Here is a 21,372-nt window from a genome sequence, read left to right as displayed (position 1 = left end):
GGCGGCGCAACCGGCGCCTTTGTGCCCGAGGCACAGCTGAACCTACCACATCTGCGGGTCGGAACAAAGTTCGTGAAGCGTGACAAGGTCACGGATTGCCGCGCGCCGCCGGCTGGGCGGACGCGCATCATCTCGACGGCAACCGCCGCAAAAACGCCCGGTATCAGCCCCCTTGCGCGGCGGGGGTGCGGATCTCGCGCGGCAGGATGATCGCGGCCGCGATCGCCAGCAGGCAGAGCGCCGCGAAGGCGCGCAGCATCATCGAGAAGCCGCCCTGGTCGTACAGCCAGGCCACCAGGCCGACGGAGGCGCCCGCCGCGGTGAAGCCGACGAAATAGCGCACCGCATAGGCGCGCGAGCGCCATTCCTCTGTGGTGTACTTGCCGACCATGGCATCGTTCACCGTGACCTGGCCGAACGCGCCCATCACGATGCCGATCGAGACCACGATCAGCGGAAGGTTGGACAGGCTCGCTGCCAGATAGAGGAACGGCGCCAGCATGAACGACAGCGGCAGCGCCACCGTCTTCAGCGAATGCTTATCGAGCAGCTTGCCGATGGTGTATTGCGTCATCGCACCGAACACATAGACGCCGGCCGCGATCACGCCGAGCAGCGCCGGGCTCTTGGTCAGATCGGCGAGCCGTTCGGCGAACAGTTTTGGCAGCGCCACCGTCACTGCGTTGAAGGTGGTCGAGATCGCGATCACCACGATCAACAGCGACAGCACCACGCGCCACATGTCTTCCTTGGCGACCCGCGCCTGCGCCGCGGCCTGCCTGGAGCCCTTGCGGTCCTCATGCACCACCGACATCGCAAACGCGATGCCGATCAGCACGGTGACCGTGCCGGGCACGATGAAGGCCCAGCGCCAGCCGAGATACTGGCCGATCACGCCGGTGACCAGCGCCGACGAGGCGACGCCGAGATTGCCCCAGACGCCGTTGATCCCCATCTGGGCGCCGAGCTTCTCGGCATAGGACACGATCATCGCGGTGCCGACCGGATGGTAGATCGAGGCAAAGACGCCGATCGAAAGCAACGCGGCGCCGAGTTGCAGCGGCGTCTGCACGAAGCCGACCGAGATCATCGACAAGCCGATGCCGACGAAGAAGATCAGCATCATGTGGCGGCGGCTCCAGCGATCGCCGAGCCAGCCGGTGATCAGCGAGCCGGCGCCGAAGGCGATGAAGCCCGGGGTCGCGTAGGGCAACAGTTCCGAATAGGCCATGCCGAGCGCTGGGCCCATGATGATGACCGCGGCGGCGAAAATCAGCATCGCATAGTGATCGATGAAATGGCCGGCGTTGACGAAGCTGATCACCCGGCTCGGACTGTTGCTTGGACCGTTCATGGACACGTTCTCTCACGCGATTCTTCAATTGCTCGGAAATAGGTTATAGGTGCTTGTCCTGACGGGATGTCGCCAATGACTATCGCTGAACCGCCAATAAGAGCCCTCCACAACGACCGGCGCGTCACCGGCGACGGCGTCCACATGGTGGCGCGCAACTACCGGAAGGGCATCCGCCTCGACCCGCACATGCACCGCGAGGCGCAGCTGGTCTATGCCGCCTCTGGCACCATGCAGGTGACCACGCCGCAGGGGCGCTGGCTGGTTCCGCCGGACCGCGCGGTGTGGGTCCCTGCCCTGCTGCCGCACGCGATCGACGTCCTCGCCGACATCGAGATGCGCACGCTGTATTTCGACCAGGCCTGGCTCGCGCGCGAGAAGCGCAGCGACAGCCTTGGCCATGAATTCGTGGTGCGGGTGTCGCCGCTGGTGCACCAGGCGATCCTCGCGCTGTTCGACGCCTCTTGCGGACGCGAGCGCACCGAGCTGCTGATCAGGCTGGTGATGCTGGAGCTGCACCAGGCGGAGGACTCCGCGACCTTCATCCCGCTGCCGCAGGAGCCGCGCTGCCGCCGCGCCGCCGACATCGTGCTGGCCGATCCGACCAGGGATCACGAGATCGATGCGTTGGCGCGCATGGTCGGCACCTCGGCGCGGACGCTGTCGCGCCTGTTCGCGGCGGAAACCCAACTCTCCTTCAAGAGCTGGTGCCAGCGCGCCCGCATCGCGGCGGCGATCGAGCGGCTGTCGACCGACGCCAATGTCTCGGTCAAGCAGGTCGCTTCCGACCTCGGTTATGCCAGCGTGCCGGCATTCTCCCACGCGTTCCGCCAGGTCACCGGCAAGACGCCGACCGCGTTCGCGGAGAAGCAGTGACGCTCGTCATACGCGGGCTTGACCCGCGTATCCATCAACCTTCAAAGAATTCCTTTCCAGAGAGATGGATGGCCGGGTCAAGCCCGGCCATGACGAGTTATCTAGCTGCGACATATTTCCGTACGATCCATGCGCTTGATTGCAGTCCTCCCGGCCTTAAATCCCGTGTAAGGTCCGGCTTCACTGGATACGACCTGCTGGATACGACCCGCAAATGGCCAACGCCTTCTTCTCCGACCTGCTCTCGACGATTTCCGAACGCGGCCGCGTCCTGCTCGGCCGCGCCAGCCCGAACAATGACAAGCAGGATGCGTCCGAGCTGCTGGAATTGTGCGAGGCGTTGCTGTCCGGCCGCGGCGAGGCTTCCGGTACCGCAATGGCGCGCGAAGTGCTCGATCGCTACCACCACCTCGATGCCGCCGGCCGGCTGTCGTTCTTCCAGACGCTGGCGCGCGATTTCGGCCCCGATCACGCCAGGCTCGCACAGGCGATCGACACCTGGCGCGCCAATGCCAATGGCGACGACGCCAGCGACTTGCATTTCGCCTCCGAGCCGCGCCGCCAGGAATTGATCCGCCGGCTTAACCGCGCGCCGGGCGGCACCGGCGAGCTGGTGTCGATCCGCTCCGATCTGCTTTCACTGATGAAGGGCAACAAGGATCTCGCCGCGCTCGATCGCGACGTGGTGCATCTGCTCTCATCCTGGTTCAACAGGGGATTTCTCGTGCTGCGCAGGATAGACTGGTCGTCGCCGGCCAATATTCTGGAAAAGATCATCCGCTATGAGGCCGTGCACGAGATCCGCGATTGGGACGATCTGCGCCGCCGCATCGATCCGATCGATCGCCGCTGCTACGCGTTCTTCCATCCGGCGCTGGCCGACGAGCCGCTGATCTTCGTCGAAGTGGCGCTGACCGAAGCCATTCCGGGCGCGATCGCGCCGCTGCTTGCGGAAGAGCGCGAGCCGGTGCCGGTCGAGAAGGCCCGCACCGCGGTGTTCTACTCGATCTCCAACACCCAGCGCGGCCTGGGCGGCATCTCGTTCGGCAGCTTCCTGATCAAGCAGGTGGTCGAGGAGCTGCGCCGCGAATTGCCCAAGCTCGACAACTTCGTGACGCTGTCGCCGGTGCCGGGCTTCATGCAGTGGGTCAAGCAGGCCGATGACGTGCCGCTGACCGACGAGGACCGCCAGCTGCTGGAAAGCCTCGGCAAGCCGGACTGGTTCGAGAACGCCGAGCTCACCGCGCAGCTGCGCGCGCTGCTCGAGCCGCTCGCCGCCTACTACTTCCTGAAGGCCCGCACGCCGAAGGGCCGGCAGATCGATTCGGTCGCGCGCTTCCATCTCGGCAACGGCGCGCGGCTGGAGCGGATCAACTGGCTCGGCGACCTCTCGCCCAAGGGCCTGCGCGAATCCGCCGGCGTGATGGTCAACTACCTCTACCGCCTCGACGACATCGAGAAGAACCACGAGGCCTACGCCAACAATGGCGAGGTGATCGCCTCGAGCGCGGTGAAGAAGCTGCTGAAAGGCGAAGGCCGCCGGCTGCTGGATATGCGGCTGGGGTGACGAGACCCAACTCCATCCCCGTCATAGCGGAGAGTGTTCGCATTCCAACACCCTCATCCTGAGAGGATGTGAATGTATGGCGGAGGAGCGGCACCAAACATTCAGTGTCGTCCCGGCGAAAGCCGGGACCCATAACCACCGAAGGCCATTGTTGCGCAGGGCTGGGGCCACCGCCTTCCTCAACAATTAAACCCTGTGGTTATGGGTCCCTGCTTTCGCAGGGACGACGTCGGACACGTTGTCCCGCCTTCAGTTACGTCATCCTGAGGTGCGAGCGGAGCGAGCCTCGAACGATGCACGGCCCGGCCGGTGGCCGTCGATCTTTCGGGACGCCGCTTCGCGCTCCTCCAGCGACAAAGGCGGAGCCTTTGCGCGGGGATGACGGGGCGGTGAACGTCGACAGCAATGACGACGCGGCAGTCGGCGCTCTCAGAGCCTAAAACCTCGCCCGCGCCATCAGCTTTACCGTCCGGCCCTGTCCCGGCGAGATGTTGTTGTTGCCGTCGGCGGACGCCCAATAGCCCTTGTCAAAGATGTTCTCGACATTGAGCTGGGCGCTCCAGGTCTCGTCGATCTTGGCATAGACCGCAGCATCAAAGCGGACGAAGCTCGGCAGCCGCACGGTGTCGTCGGACGAGGCAAAGGAATCGCCGAAATAGATCACGCCGAGCGCGGCCGCCCACATCGGCGTGAACTGATACTTGTTCCACCAGGCAAACTGATTGTACGGCACGAGCTGCACGCGGTTGCCGGGCACGACGGTTGCAGAAGTCGCGCCGGTGATCTTCGCATCCGTGTAGGCATAGGCCAGCGACGACTGCCACTGCTCGGTGACATGACCGGACAGGCTCGCCTCGACGCCGCGGGTCAGCGTGCTGCCGGAGGGGAAGAAGAAGCCGGGGTTGTTGCCGTCGGGGATCGGCTGGTTGGTGCGGTTCAGATTGTAGACCGCGGTCGAGAACAGCAGCTTCGGATTGATGTTCCACTTCATGCCGAGCTCCACATTCTCGAAGCGCTGCGGCTGCAGGATCAGCGTGCCGTCGGTCAGCGAGCTGAACTGGTCGCCCGATGCCGGCAGGTAGGAGATGCTGTAGGCGGTATAGACCGACATCGAATCGATCGGCTTGATGATCAGCGCGCCCTGCGGCGACACCAGATTGTCGACCCGGCCGCGATTGATGTTGGTGTTCATGTCGGTCGCCGACATGTCGAAGCGGTCGAACCGGGCGCCGGCGATGATCTGCACGGCACGCGAGATCTCGATGGTATCCCTGACATAGCCGGACTGGATGTTCAGCGCGTAGCGGCTGTTGGAGTCCGGCGTCGTGACGCCGTCGGTGTTGGTGCCGGTGAAATGGTGGATGAAATTCACCGCACCGAAATAGGTCGGCGCAAACGGGTTTTGCACGATCGTATTCGTGCCGTTCGGGAACACGCCAGTGTTGCGGATATCGACCCCGCTCTGGCGGCCGAACTCGGTGCCGAAACCCACGGTGTGGAACAGCGGGCCGGTCCAGGTCTTGTAGGTGAAATCGGTCTGGTTAAAGACGTTGTCGCGGTTGGTCGTGTGCTGATACGCGCCGAGATTGACCGCGGTATCCGCCGGGTTGACCGCACCGGCGAGCGCGCCGCCGGTCGGATAGACGTTCTGATAGAACTTCTGGTAGTCGGCGGCGATGGTGCCGTTGCGCACCGTCAGCCCGTTCTCGAAATCGTGCTCAATGATTGCCATCCCGGTCTGCACCGTCGCCTGCGCGGTGTTCAGGGCGGGACTACCGAAGAAGGTCGAGAAGTCGCCATTCGGCGCAAACGGCGTCGTGGGATTGAAGCGGGTCGCGCCACCGGGCAGCCCCTGCGAGGGATTGCCGCGATCGGCGGTGCGCTCGTCGTGGAAATACTCGTAGCTCAGCTTGATCTTCGTGTTGTCGTCGGGCTTCAGCGTCACCGTAGGATTGATGCCGTAGCGCTCGAGATGGTTGAAATCGCGGAACGCGTCGGCGCCCTCGTAGAACACGTTGAGCCTTGCTGCGACGTTCTCGTTGATCGCCTGCCCGGCATCGAGCGTGACGCGGCGATCGCCCCACGAGCCGGTCTGCGCCGTCGCCTCGTAGACGCGATTGCCGTCGGCCTCCTTCAGCGTGCGGTTGAGCAGCCCGCCGCCGGCGCCGCGGCCGAAAGTCAGGGCGCTCGGCCCCTTCAAAACCTCGATGCTCTGGGCGTTATACATGTCGCGGAAATACTGCACGTCGTCGCGAAACCCGTTGACGAAGAAGTTGGCGCTGGAATCGACGCCTCGGATCACCAGCTCATCGCGATTGCCTTCGCCCTGATGCACGGCGACGCCGGGGACGTAACGGGTGACGTCGGTGACGCCCTGATAGTTCTGGTCGCGGATCTGCTCCCGCGTGATCACGTTGAGCGATTGCGGGATGTTGACGATCGCGGTGTTGGTCCTGGTCGCAACCGATGTGCTGTTCGCGAAATAGCCCGATGTGCCGGTGCGGGTATCCTGCGTCTCCGCAAACGGCCTTGCCGCGGCCGCGGGCTCGATCCGCCGTGTGGTCTGGGTCCGGCGCCCTCGCGTGGCGGCAGCATTGCGCGACGTTGACGGCGCGCTGCGGCGGCGTTGCGTGGCCGGCGGGCTGACCGTCACCGGCGGCAACGACGAGGCACCGGCTTGCGACGGTGTCGACTGCGCTTGTACGCTTGCCGCGAGCGGGACGCTCAGCGCGAAATAGCTCGCCGTGAGCAGCGACAGCTTCGCAAGCGAAGCGATGCGACGATTGTTTTTTGATCTTGATGTCATGACGTCGTCCCCAAGCAACTCTCGCCTTGCGCGAAGGCGATGCGCGTCCTCTAGAGACGTGAAGTGCCGTGCGTCCAGACGACACGGCCCGGAAAATTTTTGCGTGACGACGGAATAAAATCGCGACGAAGAGCCGCAGGTGCTGCGCGCAGCGAGCGCAGGGTTGGAAAAGTCAAGAATACAAATGGTTTCTGTCGGCTTCCGGATTTGCGTATGGAAACGAAGAGCGGCGCTCGCGCGCCGCCTTTCTTGTAGGAATTCCAGATTGTAGCGGTTCTAAAGCCGCCTCTCGATGAGCAACCGGCGTCACGCGGTCGCGGATTGCGGCCGCAACCCCGCCGGCAGATGGGTGTCGATCCAGGCAGTGATCGCACGCTCGTTGCGATGGTAGAGCAGGCCTGCGGCGATCACGGCAATTCCGATCAGCGACAGCGAGAACGGAAACCACAGCGAGTCCTTGAACACGACGTCGGCGAGATGGCCGAGATAGAGGCAGATGCCGAATGCGCCGAACACCGCATAGGCGCGCCGCATCAGGATCACCGCGATCACGATCAGGCCGACATTGAGCAGGCAATAGACCGCCTTGCTGAGTTCGGTCGAGCCTTCGGAGGCGCTGACGCCGCCCCAGAACGCCATCAGGCCGAACAGATGCAGCCAGAACGCAAAGTCGCCGTTGCGGCTGCGATAGTCGACGATCCACGCCACCGCGAGCACGGCAAGACCGAACCAGATCGACACCCGGCGCCGCATCTCGAAATCGGCATAGGCGGTGCCGCTGAACCACGGCGCCAGGTCCATCGACATGAACCACAGCGCAACCGACATGATCGCGACGATGAAGGCGAAGCGGTAGTAGCGCAGCGCAACGGCGCCGGCGGCGACGGTCGCGATTTCCATGAAGATCCAGCTGCCCTTCACCCAGACGTAGAAGTCCTGCACGGTTCCGGGCTTGCCGAACTTGCCCCACCAGCCGAGCTCGTCCTGGATGCCATAGACCGCGAGCGGCGCCATCGAGACCGCGATCGCGATCAACAGCCCGCCGGGAACCCGCAAATTCTTGTCGTACCAGAGGTGGTGACCTGCCACCGTGAAGCCGACCGCATAGGCGATCGCACAGACCGTGAGCGCCCGGCCGCCCATCTGGGTGAAGGCCAGGGTCGAGAACAGCCCCATGGCGCCGATCACGATCAGCGCGCCGGCGTACCAGAGCACGTGCGCAGCATCGAATTTGGCGGTCGGGCTGGCCTCGCCGGCCTTGCCGCTGCTTGTCAGGAACGCCAGCAAGCGCTCCAGGTCGGCGGCGCTGATCGCCCCGGCATCGGCGGCGTCCCGGAGATCCTTCGCTGAATACGGCATGCGGCTATCCCTTACGGCCAGTTCCGCGCCTCCCCCGGGGATCCGGAACGGGCGCCTTCCCACATGAGTATACGCAAATATGAGCAACGTTCAATAATTTATTGAGCGGCGCTCAAAATATTTTGACAAGTGAACCGATCTCATTCGTCAAACCGGCTTCTCGGGCATGCGGTCCACCCCTCGCGTGGAGATCGGGGCGGCAACCAACCGGCGCACTCGGTGCCGCCGATTACCGGGTCGTCATTCACCGGGCATCAACCTGACAGCACCGGTTGCCGGTATCGCCTCGACGACATTGCGAGAGATGCACGACGGTGAACGAATTGCTCAAGAGCGAAGACGGTCGATCGCTCGGCGTGCGACTTCGACATGCGACTTGGACATGCGACTTGGACATGCGCCTTGGGTCAACGCGAACGTGCTTCGCTATCTTCCGCATGTCGGAAGCTTGTCTCGAACATTGCGCTTTGCTGCTGACGATGACGATCAGATTGGCTGAGCTCAACGCAACGACGATGTGTGCAGGATTCTCCACAGCAATTGCAAGCATCGCTGTCGAATCCTGACACCGCGCTGACATCACGAACACGCGTGACGCGAAACAGTTTCACAATCCGACATTCATCGAGCTTGCGACAATTTCACGATACATCGACAGCGCTTTCCTTATGCTCGCCGGCGGGGTTGGTCGTGAAACCGCAGGGGACTTCATCATGAAAAAAATTCTGCTCGGCATTGCCGGCCTCGCAGCAATCGGCACGCCGGCCTTTGCAGCTGATCTCGCTCCGCGCACTTATATGCCGACCAAGGCGCCACCGATGATCTCGCCTGCCTACGATTGGAGCGGCTTCTATGTCGGCCTCAACGGCGGCGGTGGATGGGACAGGAATTGCTGGAACAACACGGCTCTGTTCGGCACACAGGTCAGCCCAAGCGTCGGCGAAGGTTGCGCCAGCAATTCGGGCGGCACGGTCGGTGGTCAGATCGGCTATCGCTGGCAATCCGCATCGTGGGTGTTCGGCGTCGAAGCGCAGGGCAACTGGGCCGATCTCTCAGGGTCGAGCCAGAGCCTGGTGTTTCCCAACATCACCAACCAGACCAAGACCGACGCATTCGGCTTGTTCACCGGCCAGATCGGCTATGCCTGGAACAACGCGCTGCTCTATGTGAAGGGCGGCGCGGCCGTCACCGACAACCAGTATTCCGGCTGGTCGAACGCAACCGGCATCGAACTCGGCACGGCCAACGATACCCGCTGGGGCGGCGCCATCGGCGTCGGCTTCGAATATGGCTTTGCACCGAACTGGTCGCTGGCGCTCGAATACGACCACCTCTTCATGGGGACCGGCAATGTCGCCTTTACCGGCGTCGCTCCCGCCAATCTCGGCGTCAACACCCGCAACGAGGATATCAGCCAGGACATCGACCTCGTCACCGCGCGCATCAACTACCGCTTCGGCGCGCCCGGCATCGGGTACTAGCGCGTGATCCGCAAGACAGACTGCAGGGGAGACTGCAAGGAATGCTGAAACTGAAACTGCTGCGCCAGGCGATCCTCGTCGTTGCCGTGGCGTCGATCGGAATGCTTGCCGCCAACGCGGCCTCGGCGCGCGGCTTCCATGGCGGCGGTGGCTTCCATGGCGGCTTCTATCGCGGTGGCTTTTATCGCGGATATGGCTGGGGCTTCGGTCCCGGCTTCTACTTCGGGCCCGGCTACTACGGCGGCTATCCGTATTACGGTTATCCCTACGATGGCGGCGGCTGCTATCTGGTCCGGCGCCGCGTGCATACACGTTATGGCTGGCGCATCCGCACGCTGCGGGTCTGCGACTGATGCGGTCGGCTCAGCGAGGATCACAAACCTCGCTGCATGATTACAGGGAGCGTCGTCGCAAGGACCGCGCTCCCTACTCCGCCAGCGCCTTCATCTCCGTGTAGAGATCCGACTTGCCCTCGAAGCCGATGCCGGGAAGCTCGGGCATCACGATGTGGCCACCCTCGACGCGGACGCCGTCCGGGAAGCCGCCATAGGGCTGGAACAGATCGGGGTAGCTTTCATTGCCGCCGAGGCCGAGGCCGGCCGCGATGTTGAGCGACATCTGGTGGCCGCCATGCGGGATGCAGCGGCTCGGCGACCAGCCGTGCGTCTTCAGCACCTCGAGCGTGCGCTGATACTCACAGAGTCCGTAGGACAGCGCGCAGTCGAATTGCAGCCAGTCGCGATCCGGCCGCATGCCGCCGTAACGGATTAGATTGCGCGCATCCTGATGGCTGAACAGGTTTTCGCCTGTGGCCATCGGGCCGGGATAGAATTCGGCGAGCGCGGCCTGCAACGCGTAATCGAGGGGATCGCCGGCCTCCTCGTACCAGAACAGCGGATACTCCCGCAGCATCTTGGCGTAGGCGATCGCGGTCTCGAGATCGAAGCGGCCATTGGCGTCGACGGCAAGCTGCGCGGCACTGCCGATCTCCTTCAGCACCGCCTCGATGCGCTCACGGTCCTCGGCGAGCGGCGCGCCGCCGATCTTCATCTTGACGACATTGTAGCCGCGATCGAGATAGCCGCGCATCTCCTTGCGCAGCGCGCCGAGGTCCTTGCCCGGATAGTAATAGCCGCCGGCTGCATAGACGAAGACGCGCGGATTGGCGTTCACGCCGTGGCGCTCGGCGAGCAGCCGGAACAGCGGCTTGCCCGCGATCTTTGCGACCGCGTCCCACACCGCCATGTCGATGGTGCCGACCGCAACCGAGCGCTCGCCATGGCCGCCCGGCTTCTCGTTCGACATCAGCGTCGACCAGACCTTGTCCGGATCGAGATTGTCGCCCGTAGCGTCGAGCAGCGATTTCGGATCGGCTTCCTTGAGCCGCGGCGCAAAGCGCTCGCGGATCAGACCGCCCTGCCCGTAGCGGCCATTGGAATTGAAGCCGTAGCCGACCACCCGCTTGCCGTCACGCACCACATCGGTGACCACGGCAACCAGGCTCGAGGTCATCTTGGTGAAGTCGATATAGGCGTTGCGGATCGGCGAGGAGATCGGCTTCGTGACCTCGCGAACGTCGACGATACGGACGGACATGGTGGTGCTTTCTCTTGTCGTCATTCCGGGGCGTCCGAAGGACGAACCCGGAATCTCGAGATTCCCCGATGCGCAATTGCGCATCTGTGGTCTGGTCCTTCGGACCATCCCGGAATGGCGGTGGTTACTTCTTATCCCTGAAATACGGCTCGACCGGACCGTGCACTTTGATGGTCAGTGGATTGCCGTAACGGTCCTTGGCATTGCCCGCGGTGACACGCACCCAGCCTTCGCTGATGCAGTATTCCTCGACATTGGTCTTCTCGGCTCCCTTGAAGCGGATGCCGACATCGCGCGAGAGAATGTCCGCGTTGTAGTACGGGCTATTGGGATCGACCGAGAGGCGGTCGGGGAATTGGTCGTTGGTGGTGTCGTCGCTCATAGCAGCGCCTCGATATCCTTCTTCAATCCTTCGGGCCGGGCAGTCGGCGCATGCCGCGCCACGACCTTGCCGGCGCGATCGACCAGGAACTTGGTGAAGTTCCACTTGATCGCCGGCCCGAGCAGGCCCGACTTCTCACGTTTCAGGTGTTCGTACAATGGATGCGCGCCTGAGCCATTCACATCGATCTTGGCGAACATCGGAAACGTTACCGCGTAATTGGTCTCGCAGAACGTGGCGATCTGTTCGGCCGTCCCCGGCTCCTGCGCGCCGAACTGGTTGCAGGGAAAGCCGAGCACGGCAAAGCCGCGCGGCGCAAGTCCTGCGTGCAGCTCCTGGAGCCCCTTGTATTGCGGCGTGAACCCACAGGCGCTTGCCGTGTTGACGATCAGCAGCACCTGGCCCTCGAACTGCCGCAGCGGCATGTCCTCGCCGGCGAGCGACTTTGCGGTGAAATCGTAAACCGTCGCCATTTTAAACCGCCGGATCGATCGCCGCCGACGGCGTGCCGCCGGCCTCGATCGCCTCGCCTGCCGCAAGACAGAGGTCCTCGCGGTAGCGCGCGGCCACCAGCTGCACGCCGACCGGAATCCGTCCCACCAGGCCCGTGGAGACGACGAGCCCCGGCAGCCCCATGAAGGGGATCGCGATCTGCGGCAGCTGCGCGTGCCACACCCGCGCGAACGATGACTCGTCCTTGCGGTCGAGATGATCGGGGAACGGCAGCTCGCCGGACACCGGCATCAGCAGTACCGGATATTTATCGAGGAAGGCGAACCAGTCGCGGGTCAGCGTGGCGCGGCGGGTCAGTGCCTGCGACAGGTCGAACGGATGCACCCGGGCGCGGACGCCACGCAGGCAGGCCAGCGCGCCGGGGTCGCCCTCGCGCTCGGCAAAGGCGAGCTGGGCCTCGTAGCCGTCGCCGAGCCAGAGCCGGGTCTGGATCTCGGCCGCCTCACGCAGCGACGGCGTGTCGTCGATCTCCTCGACGATCCAGCCGGCATCTCGCAAGCGCTTGCCGGCATCGGCCACCGCTGCGACCACTTCCGGCACCGGGTTGAGGCCGTCGGGATTGAGGCACATCGCAACGCGCTTCTCGCGCGGCGGGCCCTCGAGCGGCACCGGCGCATACCAGGGGTCGCGATAATCGGGTGCCGACATCGCCGCGAGCGAGATGCGCAGATCGTTGACGGTGCGCGCCAATGGGCCCGACACCGCGCTGATCTGCGGGCCGATCGGCCGCTCCGGCAACGCCGAATTGAAAGCCGGGATACGGCCGAGGCTCGGCCGCAGGCCGTGCACGCCGCAGGCATAGGCCGGATAGCGGATCGAGCCGGCGATATCGGTGCCATGTGCGATATGGCCGATGCCGGCCGCGACCGCCGAGCCCGCACCGCCCGACGAGCCACCCGGCGTGATGCCGGGATCGCGCGGATTCTTGGTGTCGCCGTGAATGAGGTTGGTGGTGAACCAGCGATAGGATACCGCCGGACAATTGGTGCGGCCGAGCAGCACAGCGCCGGCCTTGCGCAGATTGGCGACCACCGGATTGTCCACCTTGGCGATCAGGTCGCGCTGCGCCTTCAGCCCGTTGGTGGTGGCGTAGCCCTCCTGGTCGACATTGACCTTGATGGTGATGGGTACGCCCGCGAGCGGCCCGACCGCCTCACCGCGCGCAATTGCCGCATCAACCTTGGCTGCCTGCGCCAGCACGTCGTCCGGCCGGTGATCGACCACCGCGTTGAGCTTCGGGTTGACCGCGTCGAGCCGGGAAAGCCCCGCCTCGGCCGCTTCCTTCGCCGAGACCTTCTTCGATTTGATGAGGGAGGCGAGCTCGGCCGCCGACAGACGCCAAATATCCTGCATGAGACACTCCGTATGACGCAGGCGTTTTAGCCCCACACGAACAGCAAGGCCAGCTTCCCGCCGCCTGATGTTTCAGCGGACATGCGCGATGTAATAGGCAAGGTCGCCGATTTGCTCCTTGGTGACCGTCTGCATCACGTCGGCCATGGTGGCGTCGTAGCCGTGGCGGCTGTTGTCCTTGTATTCGGCCAGCGTCTTGGCGAGGTAGTCCTCGCGCTGGTTGGCGATGCGGGGGACGTTGTCTTTGCCCGAAAAATCGGTGTTGTGGCAGCTGTTGCAGTGGTTCTGCTGCGCCAAGGCCTGGCCACGCGCCATCCGCGCGGGATCACCGGCGTCCGCAGGCGGCACAGGCTTCGGCAGGGTGGCGATGAAATCGGAGAAGGCGCGCAGATCGTCGTCGGTCATCGGCTTCGCCATCTCGTTCATCGGGTCGAACACCCTGAGCTTCTCGCGGAACATGAACAGCTGGATCAGCGCATAGGGCGCCTGCTGGCCGCCGAGCGACGGCGTGTTCTCGGTTTCCGACGTGCCATGCTCGCCATGGCAGGCAAAGCACGCCACAGCGCGCTCCTGGATGGTCTCGGCATTGGCGGAGAAGCTGAGCGCGGCGAGCGCCGCGGCGAGTGCGAGCTTGCGCATCGGTCCATCCTTGCATGCACTTCAAAAAAGAAAATCGGGGGCAGCACGCGCTGCCCCCGATCGCCGGTTTCAGCTTATTGATTGGCGACCTTCGGCTTGCCGTAGCTGACACGATAGACCGCGCCGTTCCAGTCGTCGGAGACCAGCAGCGAGCCGTCCTTCAGCAGCATCACGTCGACCGGGCGGCCGACATACTTGTTGTCCTCGAGGAAGCCGGTCATGAACGGCTCGACCGACTTCACGGTGCCGTCCTTGTTCAGCCTGACCACGGCGACGTCGCCGCCCTGCTTCTGCGACTTGTTCCAGGAGCCGTGACGCGCGACGAAGATCACGTTCTTGTAGGCCTTCGGGAACATGCTTCCGGTGTAGAAGCGCATGCCGAGCGAGGCGGTATGCGGGCCCATCAGGCCGACCGGCGGCGTGTAGTCCTTGCAGGACTTACCCCAGCCGAGCTCCTGGTCGATGATGTTGCCCTGGTAGCAGTAGGGCGCACCGAAATCCTCGCCCGCCTTGGTGACGCGGTTGAGCTCGTCTTCCGGCACCGACTCCGACAGCCAGTCGCGGCCGTTGTCGGTGAAGTACATCTGCTTGGTCTCGGGATTCCAGTCGAAGCCGACCGAGTTGCGCACGCCGAGCGCGTAGACCTCGGCGCCGGAGCCGTCGAGATTCATGCGGCGGATCTGGCCGTGATCGGCATCATGCAGCACGTTGTTGCCGGGCTGGCCGACCGGGACATAGAGCTTGTTGTCGGGACCGATGGCGATGAACTTCCAGCCATGCGCCTCGTCCTTCGGCAGCTTGTCGTAGATCACGACAGGCTTCGGCGGATTGTCCAGATTGTCCTCGATCTTGTCGATCTTGGAGACCTTCGACAGCTCGGCGATGTAGAGCGTGCCGTCCTTGAAGGCGACGCCGTTCGGGCGGTAGAGGCCGGAGGCGATCACCTTGACCGAGCGTTTGCCGTCCTTGTTGACGATCGCATAGACCTTGTCGACGAGGCGGCTGCCGACGAACACCGTGCCCTTGTCCCCGAGCGCCAGCGAGCGCGCATTGGCCATCCCTGCGGCATAGACCTCGACATTGAAGCCGGCCGGCACCTTGAGCTTGGCAAGCGGCAGCTTGTCGGGCGCGGACGGCAGCGGCGGCGGCGCCACCGGCGCGAGCTTGGCGGCGGCTTCATTGTCCGGACGGCCGATCATGGGCGAGCCAGGCGGCAACGGCTGGGCGGCCGGCGCGGTGCCTGCGGCGGGCGCGGCCGCTGGCTGTTGCGCCGCAGCAGAGAGCGTGAACGCCCCCAGCATGGCACCCGCGAGCAGCAGGCTGCGCGGTGCGAACGAGTGTTTTTTCATGATGATCTCCCCTGGGTGGAAGCCGTTGTTGCTTGCGCCATTGACGTCGACCGGCGCGGTTCGGCTTTCCGTTCATAGTCTTGCGAATTTGTCCGGACAATTGCAATCGGAAACATGCCAGACATCGGCCAACGCATGGTTGTAGCCGGCCGGCGTGTCGGGCTGCGTCAGTGCCTTGTCATCGAACGATCCGGGCGATCGAGCATCGCCTCGGTGAAGGGAAACTCCAGCACGATCTCGCCCTCGTCGTCGGTCACCTCGATCACCGCGCTGAGCAGCGCGCCGTCGGCGCCCTCGGTCTTGAGCAGCTCGCGAATCATCGCCCGCGCCATTTCCCAGGCACGATCCGGGTCGCGCAAGATCTCGCCGTCGGGATCGGAAATCAGCTCGTCGCCGATACGGGTATTGAAGAAATAGCGTGGCATCGGCTGAACTCGGCTCGGTTAGTCGCTCCCGTCGCGCGGGAGCACAGTTTAGTCATCAGGACCTTCGGAGGACCGCTAGCCCCTGTTTGTTAATCCAAGATCACCATTCACCGTGTGGCGAACAACAGTAAAAAGGTCTGATGCCACCGGGTTTTGACGGGAAAGGTGCGCACAAATTTGTGAGTGGGCCGGATTTGCCCTTCGCAGTGCAACATGCCGTTCCCCAGGACTCCTTGCGAAAAATTTAAGTGGCGAACTTTTCGAACCGCAGTAGTTTAGTCTTCAGGGCGGAAAGTTCGTCCGGTTGCAACAAGGAGAGCCAAATGGCCTGGAAAGCACCGAAGATCGTCGAAGTGTCGGTCGGCATGGAAATCAACATGTATATGTGCGCCACCCGCAAGTAAGCGGCAGCGCCCTATACACGTTTAGCGTTTTAGCGCAGGTGGACATCCGGGCGTAACGCGCTCCCGCATAAGGGGGTGTGTTTCAAATCCGGGGTCCACCTCGTAACGTTTCTGGGTTCGAGAAAAACTCTCCAGGGGACGGATCATGCTTCGTGTCGTCGTCCTGGGTGCCGCGGCGGGTGGCGGCGTTCCGCAGTGGAACTGCGGCTGTGCCGTGTGCAGGACGGCGCGAAGCGACCATCCGGAATTGCAGAGCACGCAAGCCTCGATCGCCGTCAGTGGCGACGGCGCGCACTGGTTCCTGATCAACGCCTCCCCCGATCTGCGCCAGCAATTGACCGCGACGCCGCAGCTGCATCCGAAGCACGGCGCCCTGCGCCATAGCCCGATCGCCGGCGTCATCCTCACCAATAGCGAGATCGATGCCGTCGCCGGGCTGCTGTCGATGCGCGAGGGCTCGCCGTTTGCGATCTACGCGCATGAGCGGGTGCTGGCGATCCTGCGCTCCAACAGCATCTTCAACGTGCTCAGCGAAAAGAACGTCGCCCGCCTGCCGATTGCGGTCGAGCAGGCCTTCGAGCCGACCCTGCCCGACGGATCGCCGTCCGGGCTCGAGGTGCTGCCGTTCGAGGTTCCCGGCAAGGGCGCCTGGTATCTCGAGGGCAAGGCGCACCCGGCGGGCGCCGACGGCGTCGGCGATACGCTCGGCCTGCGTATTGCGGACAAGCATAGCGGCAAATATTTCTACTTCCTGGCCGCCTGCGCCCGGGTGACCGACGACCTGAAAGCGCGGCTCAAGGGCGCGCCCCTGGTGTTCTTCGACGGCACGGTGTGGCGCGACGACGAGCTGATCGCGGCGGGTCTTGGCAACAAGACCGGCCAGGGCATGGGACATATCGCGATGTCCGGCGATCAGGGCGCAATCGCCAGCCTCGCCGGGCTCGACATCGGGCAAAAAGTGTTTTTGCATATCAACAACTCCAACCCGGCGCTGCTTGGGACCTCGGCCGAACGCAAGGCGGCCGAACAGGCGGGCTGGCGGATTCCCTCCGACGGAACGGAGATCGTGCTGTGAATATGGTGCCTACCACTGGAATGACCGCGCTCTCGATCGGCAAGGGCATCACGCTCGACAGCGCCGAGGCGATGGAAGCGACGCTGCGCACGATCGGCGCGACGCGCTATCACAGCCTGCACCCGTTCCACCGCCTGCTGCACGGCGGCAAGCTCAACAAGGGCCAGGTTCAGGCCTGGGCGCTGAACCGCTATTACTACCAGAGCACGATCCCGCTGAAGGATGCGATGGTGATCTCGCGCTTCCGCGACCGCAACACGCGGATCGAATGGCGCCACCGCATCGAGGATCATGACGGTGATCTCGGCAATGAGGGCGGCATCGAGCGCTGGCTGAAGCTGACCGAAGGCCTCGGCCTCGATACCGCCTATGTGGAATCCACCGAAGGCATTCTGCCGGCGACGCGCTTCGCCGTGGAGGCCTATGTGCATTTCTGCCGCGACCGCACGCCGCTGGAGGCGATCGCCTCCTCGCTCACCGAATTGTTCGCGCCGAACCTGCATGAGGAACGCATCTCGGGGATGCTGAAGCACTACGACTTCGTCAATCCCGACATCATGAGCTATTTCAGCCGCCGCCTGACCCAGGCACCGCGCGATGCCGGCTTCGCGCTTGAATACGTCAAGCAGCATGCGAAGACGCCCGCCGAGCGCGAGGCGGTCTGCAACGCGCTGATCTTCAAGACCAACGTGCTGTGGGTGCAGCTCGACGCGCTCTATCACGCCTATGTCGACGGCCAGATTCCACCCGGCGCCTTCGTGCCGAAGACGGGTTAGAGCATGATCCGGAAAAGTGGGAACCGGTTTTCCGAAAGATCATGCTCAGACAAAGAGACTTAGATCATGGCCAGCCGCAACATCAGCGTCAGCGAGACCAGCCGGCCGAAACTGCCGCGCCACACCAAGCTGAAATTCGACGAGACGCGGCAGGTCTGGGTGATCCTGGCGCCGGAGCGCGTGCTGGCACCCGATGAGATCGCGGTCGAGGTGCTGCAGCTCTGCGACGGCGTGCGCAGCGTCGCCGAGATGGTGGACCAGCTCGCTGAAAAGTATGCCGCGCCGCGCGAGGCGATCGCAACCGACGTGGTCGCAATGTTGCAGGATCTGGCCGACAAGGGCTTTCTCACCGAAGCGCGCGAGAATACCGCATGAGTGACACGCTCGCCGACAACAAGACCACATCAAACGGCCCGAGCGATGGGCTTGCGGTGCTGGAAGGCGCCCGCTCGGCGGCTGAGACCTATGGCATCCCGCTCGCGGTGCTGCTCGAAGTCACTCACCGCTGCCCGCTGCAATGTCCGTATTGCTCCAACCCGGTCGAGCTCGACCGCGGCTCGACCGAGCTCACCACTGAAGAATGGAAGAAGGTGCTGAGCGAGCTTGCCGAGCTCGGCGTGCTCCAGGTCCATTTCTCCGGCGGCGAGCCGACCGCGCGCAAGGACATCGTCGAGCTGGTGCAGCACGCGAGCGATGTCGGGCTCTACTCCAACCTGATCACCTCGGCGGTGCTGCTGACCAAGGACAAGCTGTCGGCGCTGGCCGATGCCGGCCTCAGCCATGTCCAGATCAGCTTCCAGGGTAATGAGCCCAACGTCGCCGATCGCGTCGCAGGACTGAAGGACGCGCACAAAAAGAAGCTCGAGGTCGCCAAATGGACCCGTGAGCTCGACATGCCGCTCACGGTGAATGCCGTGATGCACCGGCAGAACCTGCATCAGTTGTCCGACATCATCCAGATGGCGGTCGACCTCGACGCCGACCGTCTCGAGGTCGCCAATGTGCAGTATTACGGCTGGGCGCTGAAGAACCGCGCCGCGCTGATGCCGACGGTCGAGCAGATCGAGGAGACCAGCCGCATCGTCGAGGAAGCCCAGGTGCGCCTGAAGGGCACGCTCGCGATCGACTATGTGGTGCCGGACTATTACGCGCTGCGGCCGAAGAAATGCATGGGCGGCTGGGGCCGCCAGTTCTTCAACATCTCGCCGGCCGGCAAGGTGCTGCCGTGCCACGCCGCCGAGAGCATTACTGGGCTCGAATTCGAGTCGGTGCGCTCGAACCATTCGATCGCCTGGATCTGGCAGAACTCGGAGGCCTTCAACCGCTATCGCGGCACGGGCTGGATGCCGGAGCCGTGCAAGTCCTGCGAATTCCGCGAGGTCGATTACGGCGGCTGCCGCTGCCAGGCCTTTGCGCTGACCGGCGATGCCGGGAACACAGACCCGGCCTGCGCGCTGTCGCCGCGGCACGAGGAGATCTTCAAGCAGGCCGAGCAGGAATCCGCCGGCACGCAGAACCGTTTCCTCTACCGCAACTTCGCCGGCGGCACGCTGGAGACGGACGAGGACAAGTCTCATGGCGCCTGACGCCGACGCCGGCAAGGCTGCCAGGCGCGCTGATCCCTTTGCGCCGCTGACGTCGGAATGGCTCGATGTCGGTGACAGCCATAATTTGCACGTCGAGAGCGTCGGGCGCGAGGGCGGCATCCCCGCGGTCTATCTGCATGGCGGCCCGGGCAGCGGCTGCCAGCCCGATCACCGCCGGCTGTTCGATCCCGAGCGCTTCCACGCTGTGCTGTTCGACCAGCGCGGCTGCGGCCGCAGCCGGCCAAAGGGCAGTCGCGATCACAACACGACGCAGCATTTGATCGCCGACATGGAGAAGATCCGCGAACGCTTCGGCTTCGCGCGCTGGATGGTGGTCGGCGGCTCTTGGGGCGCGACACTGGCACTGGCCTATGCGCAGGCCCATCCCGAGCGGGTCAGTGGCCTCGTGCTGCGCGCGACGTTCCTCGGCACCAGCGAAGAGCTGGAGGATGTTTTCCTGCGCGCCTTGCCGCGCTTCTATCCCACGCTCGCCGAAGACTTCCTCAACTTCCTGCCCGCGGCCGAGCGTACAGCGCCGCTCGCCGCCTATTATCGCCGCATCCTCGATCCCGATGCCGCCGTGCATGCGCCGGCCGCGCGCGCCTGGCACGACACCGAGCGCGTGCTGTCGGAGCACACGCCGAAGCAGACGCGTCTCGATCTCAAGGCATCGGGCGCCCTGCCCTCGACGCCGTTCATGGAGGCGCACTACTTCGCCAACGATTGCTTCATGCGGCCGCACCAGCTGATGGAGGAAGCCGGCAAGCTCGCCGGTATTCCCGGCATCCTGGTGCAGGGCCGCTATGATTTGTTGTGCCCCCCCGCGACATCGCACGCGCTCGCCGCGCGCTGGCCGGGCAGCGAGGTCCGCATCATCGATGGCGCCGGCCACATCCTCTACGATCCCGGCATCCGCAACGCCGTGATGAAGGCGATCGCGGATTTGGCGTCGAGAAGCTAGGGCCGGATCGCCGCGAGTTGCTTCGCCAGGACGTCGCGCAGCGTGCTGGGCGGACGCCCCGCGAGACGCGCGACATCGCCCGTGACGATCTCGAAGTCGCCGGCCACGAAGCGCTTCTCGATATCGATCATGGCCTGGACGTATTGCTGGGGCACGCCGGCCTGCGCCATCCCGCCGCGCAGCTGGGTTTCGTCGATCGCGACAAAACGCAGCGGCTTTGCTGCGACGTCGGCCAGCAACGCGGCGCGCTCCGTGCCGGAGACCACGGCAGGCCCGGTCGCGCTGTAGATCGCGCCGGCATGCCCTTCGCCAAGCAGGATCCCCGCCGCCGCAGCCGCGACGTCATCCCGCGATACGAAGGCGACGCGGTTCTCGCCGAGCCCAGCAAGGACTCCGGACGCGAGCGACATCGCCGCCACCTGGGCGAAGGACTCGGCGTAATAGTTCATCCGCAGGATGCTCCATCGGGGCGCCGTCCGCATCAGATGCTGCTCGCCGGTGAAGTACGACGCGAACATCTCGGCTGCGTCAACGGCGCGCGTCGCCGCCGACGACATCATCACGATGCGCGCAACGCCGGCGGCGACCGCTGCATCGATCGCGGCGACGAAGTGTCGGTCGCGCAGGCCCGGCTCCGTGTCGGAGCTCGGGATGATCAGGAGACGATCGAGGCCGCGATAGGCCTGCGCCAACGTCTCGGGCCGGTCGTAGTCGCCATGCCGGCCCTCGACGCCGGACTGAACCGTCTCGGGCGTTCGCGAGATGCCGACGATGGCGTCGCCGCCACCCCGCGCCTTCAATTCCTCCACCACGGCCTTGCCGAGATGACCGCTGGCACCGCTGACGCCGATCTTCATTACGATATCCTGT

General features: G+C 64.3%; 21 protein-coding genes. 10 read left to right on the top strand and 11 right to left on the bottom strand.

Going from position 1 to position 21,372, the window contains the following annotated elements:
* Window positions 1-163: 163 nt before the first annotated feature.
* Entirely contained in the window at window positions 164-1,354 is a 1,191-nt protein-coding gene (locus JQ616_RS32415; RefSeq protein ID WP_212021891.1) for an MFS transporter, read from the bottom strand.
* Between the two features lie 75 nt (window positions 1,355-1,429).
* Between JQ616_RS32415 and JQ616_RS32410 the strand changes: the two genes are divergently transcribed.
* Together JQ616_RS32410 and JQ616_RS32405 are read left to right on the top strand one after the other, a co-directional pair.
* Entirely contained in the window at window positions 1,430-2,230 is an 801-nt protein-coding gene (locus tag JQ616_RS32410) for an AraC family transcriptional regulator (protein WP_212021890.1), read from the top strand.
* 214 nt (window positions 2,231-2,444) lie between these two features.
* Window positions 2,445-3,797: a malonyl-CoA decarboxylase gene (locus JQ616_RS32405; protein ID WP_212021888.1), complete on the top strand. Its 1,353-nt coding sequence runs from the start codon at window positions 2,445-2,447 to the stop codon at window positions 3,795-3,797.
* 436 nt (window positions 3,798-4,233) lie between these two features.
* On the opposite strand, the gene JQ616_RS32400 is transcribed toward JQ616_RS32405, so the two are convergent.
* Complete coding sequence (locus JQ616_RS32400) at window positions 4,234-6,603, bottom strand: TonB-dependent receptor (protein WP_212021886.1); 2,370 nt, start codon at window positions 6,601-6,603, stop codon at window positions 4,234-4,236.
* Between the two features lie 306 nt (window positions 6,604-6,909).
* Window positions 6,910-7,962: a hypothetical protein gene (locus JQ616_RS32395; RefSeq protein WP_212021884.1), complete on the bottom strand. Its 1,053-nt coding sequence runs from the start codon at window positions 7,960-7,962 to the stop codon at window positions 6,910-6,912.
* A gap of 713 nt (window positions 7,963-8,675) precedes the next feature.
* On the opposite strand from JQ616_RS32395, the gene JQ616_RS32390 reads away from it, so the two are divergent.
* Complete coding sequence (locus tag JQ616_RS32390) at window positions 8,676-9,443, top strand: outer membrane protein (protein WP_212021881.1); 768 nt, start codon at window positions 8,676-8,678, stop codon at window positions 9,441-9,443.
* Window positions 9,444-9,484: 41 nt separating this feature from the next.
* Entirely contained in the window at window positions 9,485-9,796 is a 312-nt protein-coding gene (locus JQ616_RS32385; RefSeq protein ID WP_249137548.1) for a hypothetical protein, read from the top strand.
* Window positions 9,797-9,869: 73 nt separating this feature from the next.
* On the opposite strand, the gene JQ616_RS32380 is transcribed toward JQ616_RS32385, so the two are convergent.
* The 7 genes from JQ616_RS32380 to JQ616_RS32350 all read right to left on the bottom strand — a co-directional run bounded on the left by JQ616_RS32380 (window position 9,870) and on the right by JQ616_RS32350 (window position 15,700).
* Entirely contained in the window at window positions 9,870-11,039 is a 1,170-nt protein-coding gene (locus JQ616_RS32380) for a mandelate racemase/muconate lactonizing enzyme family protein (RefSeq protein ID WP_212021873.1), read from the bottom strand.
* A 124-nt stretch (window positions 11,040-11,163) separates the two neighbouring features.
* The gene (locus JQ616_RS32375; RefSeq protein WP_212021871.1) at window positions 11,164-11,421 is read right to left on the bottom strand and encodes a DUF3297 family protein; all 258 of its coding nucleotides are present in this window, start codon (window positions 11,419-11,421) and stop codon (window positions 11,164-11,166) included.
* Window positions 11,418-11,894, bottom strand: a complete 477-nt coding sequence (locus JQ616_RS32370) for a glutathione peroxidase (protein ID WP_212021869.1) — start codon at window positions 11,892-11,894, stop codon at window positions 11,418-11,420. Before JQ616_RS32370 ends, JQ616_RS32375 begins: the two co-directional genes overlap by 4 nt.
* 1 nt (window position 11,895) lies before the next feature.
* Window positions 11,896-13,287, bottom strand: a complete 1,392-nt coding sequence (locus JQ616_RS32365) for an amidase family protein (RefSeq protein ID WP_212021867.1) — start codon at window positions 13,285-13,287, stop codon at window positions 11,896-11,898.
* A gap of 72 nt (window positions 13,288-13,359) precedes the next feature.
* Window positions 13,360-13,926, bottom strand: a complete 567-nt coding sequence (locus tag JQ616_RS32360; protein ID WP_212021865.1) for a c-type cytochrome — start codon at window positions 13,924-13,926, stop codon at window positions 13,360-13,362.
* A 74-nt stretch (window positions 13,927-14,000) separates the two neighbouring features.
* Window positions 14,001-15,275: a PQQ-dependent sugar dehydrogenase gene (locus tag JQ616_RS32355; RefSeq protein ID WP_212021863.1), complete on the bottom strand. Its 1,275-nt coding sequence runs from the start codon at window positions 15,273-15,275 to the stop codon at window positions 14,001-14,003.
* A 167-nt stretch (window positions 15,276-15,442) separates the two neighbouring features.
* A complete protein-coding gene (locus tag JQ616_RS32350) occupies window positions 15,443-15,700 on the bottom strand; it encodes a DUF6894 family protein (RefSeq protein ID WP_212021861.1) in 258 nt (85 codons plus the stop codon).
* Between the two features lie 323 nt (window positions 15,701-16,023).
* On the opposite strand from JQ616_RS32350, the gene pqqA reads away from it, so the two are divergent.
* The 6 genes from pqqA to pip all read left to right on the top strand — a co-directional run bounded on the left by pqqA (window position 16,024) and on the right by pip (window position 20,502).
* A complete protein-coding gene (gene pqqA / locus JQ616_RS32345) occupies window positions 16,024-16,104 on the top strand; it encodes a pyrroloquinoline quinone precursor peptide PqqA (RefSeq protein WP_035635412.1) in 81 nt (26 codons plus the stop codon).
* Between the two features lie 145 nt (window positions 16,105-16,249).
* Entirely contained in the window at window positions 16,250-17,179 is a 930-nt protein-coding gene (gene pqqB, locus JQ616_RS32340) for a pyrroloquinoline quinone biosynthesis protein PqqB (protein ID WP_212021859.1), read from the top strand.
* Between the two features lie 20 nt (window positions 17,180-17,199).
* Window positions 17,200-17,955, top strand: coding sequence for a pyrroloquinoline-quinone synthase PqqC (pqqC, locus tag JQ616_RS32335; protein ID WP_212022379.1), 756 nt, complete (start codon window positions 17,200-17,202; stop codon window positions 17,953-17,955).
* Window positions 17,956-18,021: 66 nt separating this feature from the next.
* Window positions 18,022-18,330, top strand: coding sequence for a pyrroloquinoline quinone biosynthesis peptide chaperone PqqD (pqqD, locus tag JQ616_RS32330; protein WP_212021856.1), 309 nt, complete (start codon window positions 18,022-18,024; stop codon window positions 18,328-18,330).
* Window positions 18,327-19,541, top strand: a complete 1,215-nt coding sequence (gene pqqE / locus JQ616_RS32325; protein WP_212021854.1) for a pyrroloquinoline quinone biosynthesis protein PqqE — start codon at window positions 18,327-18,329, stop codon at window positions 19,539-19,541. Before pqqD ends, pqqE begins: the two co-directional genes overlap by 4 nt.
* Window positions 19,531-20,502 carry a prolyl aminopeptidase gene (pip, locus tag JQ616_RS32320; protein WP_212021852.1) on the top strand — a complete coding sequence of 324 codons (972 nt, stop codon included), beginning with the start codon at window positions 19,531-19,533 and terminating at the stop codon, window positions 20,500-20,502. Before pqqE ends, pip begins: the two co-directional genes overlap by 11 nt.
* Here the strand turns inward: pip and JQ616_RS32315 are convergent.
* Window positions 20,499-21,359, bottom strand: a complete 861-nt coding sequence (locus JQ616_RS32315; protein ID WP_212021850.1) for an NAD(P)H-binding protein — start codon at window positions 21,357-21,359, stop codon at window positions 20,499-20,501. The two genes, pip and JQ616_RS32315, sit on opposite strands and share 4 nt — an antisense overlap.
* Between the last annotated feature and the right edge of the window lie 13 nt (window positions 21,360-21,372).

Source organism: Bradyrhizobium tropiciagri, from assembly GCF_018130545.1.
Lineage (GTDB): Bacteria > Pseudomonadota > Alphaproteobacteria > Rhizobiales > Xanthobacteraceae > Bradyrhizobium > Bradyrhizobium tropiciagri_A.
This window is presented reverse-complemented; position numbering and strand designations above follow the sequence as displayed.

Excerpts from the sequence above, each read along its gene's own strand:
- JQ616_RS32410 (WP_212021890.1), top strand. The coding sequence starts at position 1,430 with ATGACTATCGCTGAACCGCCAATAAGAGCCCTCCACAACGACCGGCGC.
- JQ616_RS32355 (WP_212021863.1), bottom strand. The coding sequence starts at position 15,275 with ATGAAAAAACACTCGTTCGCACCGCGCAGCCTGCTGCTCGCGGGTGCC.
- pip (WP_212021852.1), top strand. The coding sequence starts at position 19,531 with ATGGCGCCTGACGCCGACGCCGGCAAGGCTGCCAGGCGCGCTGATCCC.
- JQ616_RS32405 (WP_212021888.1), top strand. The coding sequence starts at position 2,445 with ATGGCCAACGCCTTCTTCTCCGACCTGCTCTCGACGATTTCCGAACGC.
- pqqA (WP_035635412.1), top strand. The coding sequence starts at position 16,024 with ATGGCCTGGAAAGCACCGAAGATCGTCGAAGTGTCGGTCGGCATGGAA.
- JQ616_RS32360 (WP_212021865.1), bottom strand. The coding sequence starts at position 13,926 with ATGCGCAAGCTCGCACTCGCCGCGGCGCTCGCCGCGCTCAGCTTCTCC.
- JQ616_RS32385 (WP_249137548.1), top strand. The coding sequence starts at position 9,485 with ATGCTGAAACTGAAACTGCTGCGCCAGGCGATCCTCGTCGTTGCCGTG.
- JQ616_RS32400 (WP_212021886.1), bottom strand. The coding sequence starts at position 6,603 with ATGACATCAAGATCAAAAAACAATCGTCGCATCGCTTCGCTTGCGAAG.
- pqqD (WP_212021856.1), top strand. The coding sequence starts at position 18,022 with ATGGCCAGCCGCAACATCAGCGTCAGCGAGACCAGCCGGCCGAAACTG.
- pqqE (WP_212021854.1), top strand. The coding sequence starts at position 18,327 with ATGAGTGACACGCTCGCCGACAACAAGACCACATCAAACGGCCCGAGC.
- JQ616_RS32350 (WP_212021861.1), bottom strand. The coding sequence starts at position 15,700 with ATGCCACGCTATTTCTTCAATACCCGTATCGGCGACGAGCTGATTTCC.
- JQ616_RS32315 (WP_212021850.1), bottom strand. The coding sequence starts at position 21,359 with ATGAAGATCGGCGTCAGCGGTGCCAGCGGTCATCTCGGCAAGGCCGTG.
- JQ616_RS32380 (WP_212021873.1), bottom strand. The coding sequence starts at position 11,039 with ATGTCCGTCCGTATCGTCGACGTTCGCGAGGTCACGAAGCCGATCTCC.
- JQ616_RS32395 (WP_212021884.1), bottom strand. The coding sequence starts at position 7,962 with ATGCCGTATTCAGCGAAGGATCTCCGGGACGCCGCCGATGCCGGGGCG.
- JQ616_RS32370 (WP_212021869.1), bottom strand. The coding sequence starts at position 11,894 with ATGGCGACGGTTTACGATTTCACCGCAAAGTCGCTCGCCGGCGAGGAC.
- JQ616_RS32415 (WP_212021891.1), bottom strand. The coding sequence starts at position 1,354 with ATGAACGGTCCAAGCAACAGTCCGAGCCGGGTGATCAGCTTCGTCAAC.
- pqqB (WP_212021859.1), top strand. The coding sequence starts at position 16,250 with ATGCTTCGTGTCGTCGTCCTGGGTGCCGCGGCGGGTGGCGGCGTTCCG.
- pqqC (WP_212022379.1), top strand. The coding sequence starts at position 17,200 with ATGACCGCGCTCTCGATCGGCAAGGGCATCACGCTCGACAGCGCCGAG.
- JQ616_RS32390 (WP_212021881.1), top strand. The coding sequence starts at position 8,676 with ATGAAAAAAATTCTGCTCGGCATTGCCGGCCTCGCAGCAATCGGCACG.
- JQ616_RS32375 (WP_212021871.1), bottom strand. The coding sequence starts at position 11,421 with ATGAGCGACGACACCACCAACGACCAATTCCCCGACCGCCTCTCGGTC.
- JQ616_RS32365 (WP_212021867.1), bottom strand. The coding sequence starts at position 13,287 with ATGCAGGATATTTGGCGTCTGTCGGCGGCCGAGCTCGCCTCCCTCATC.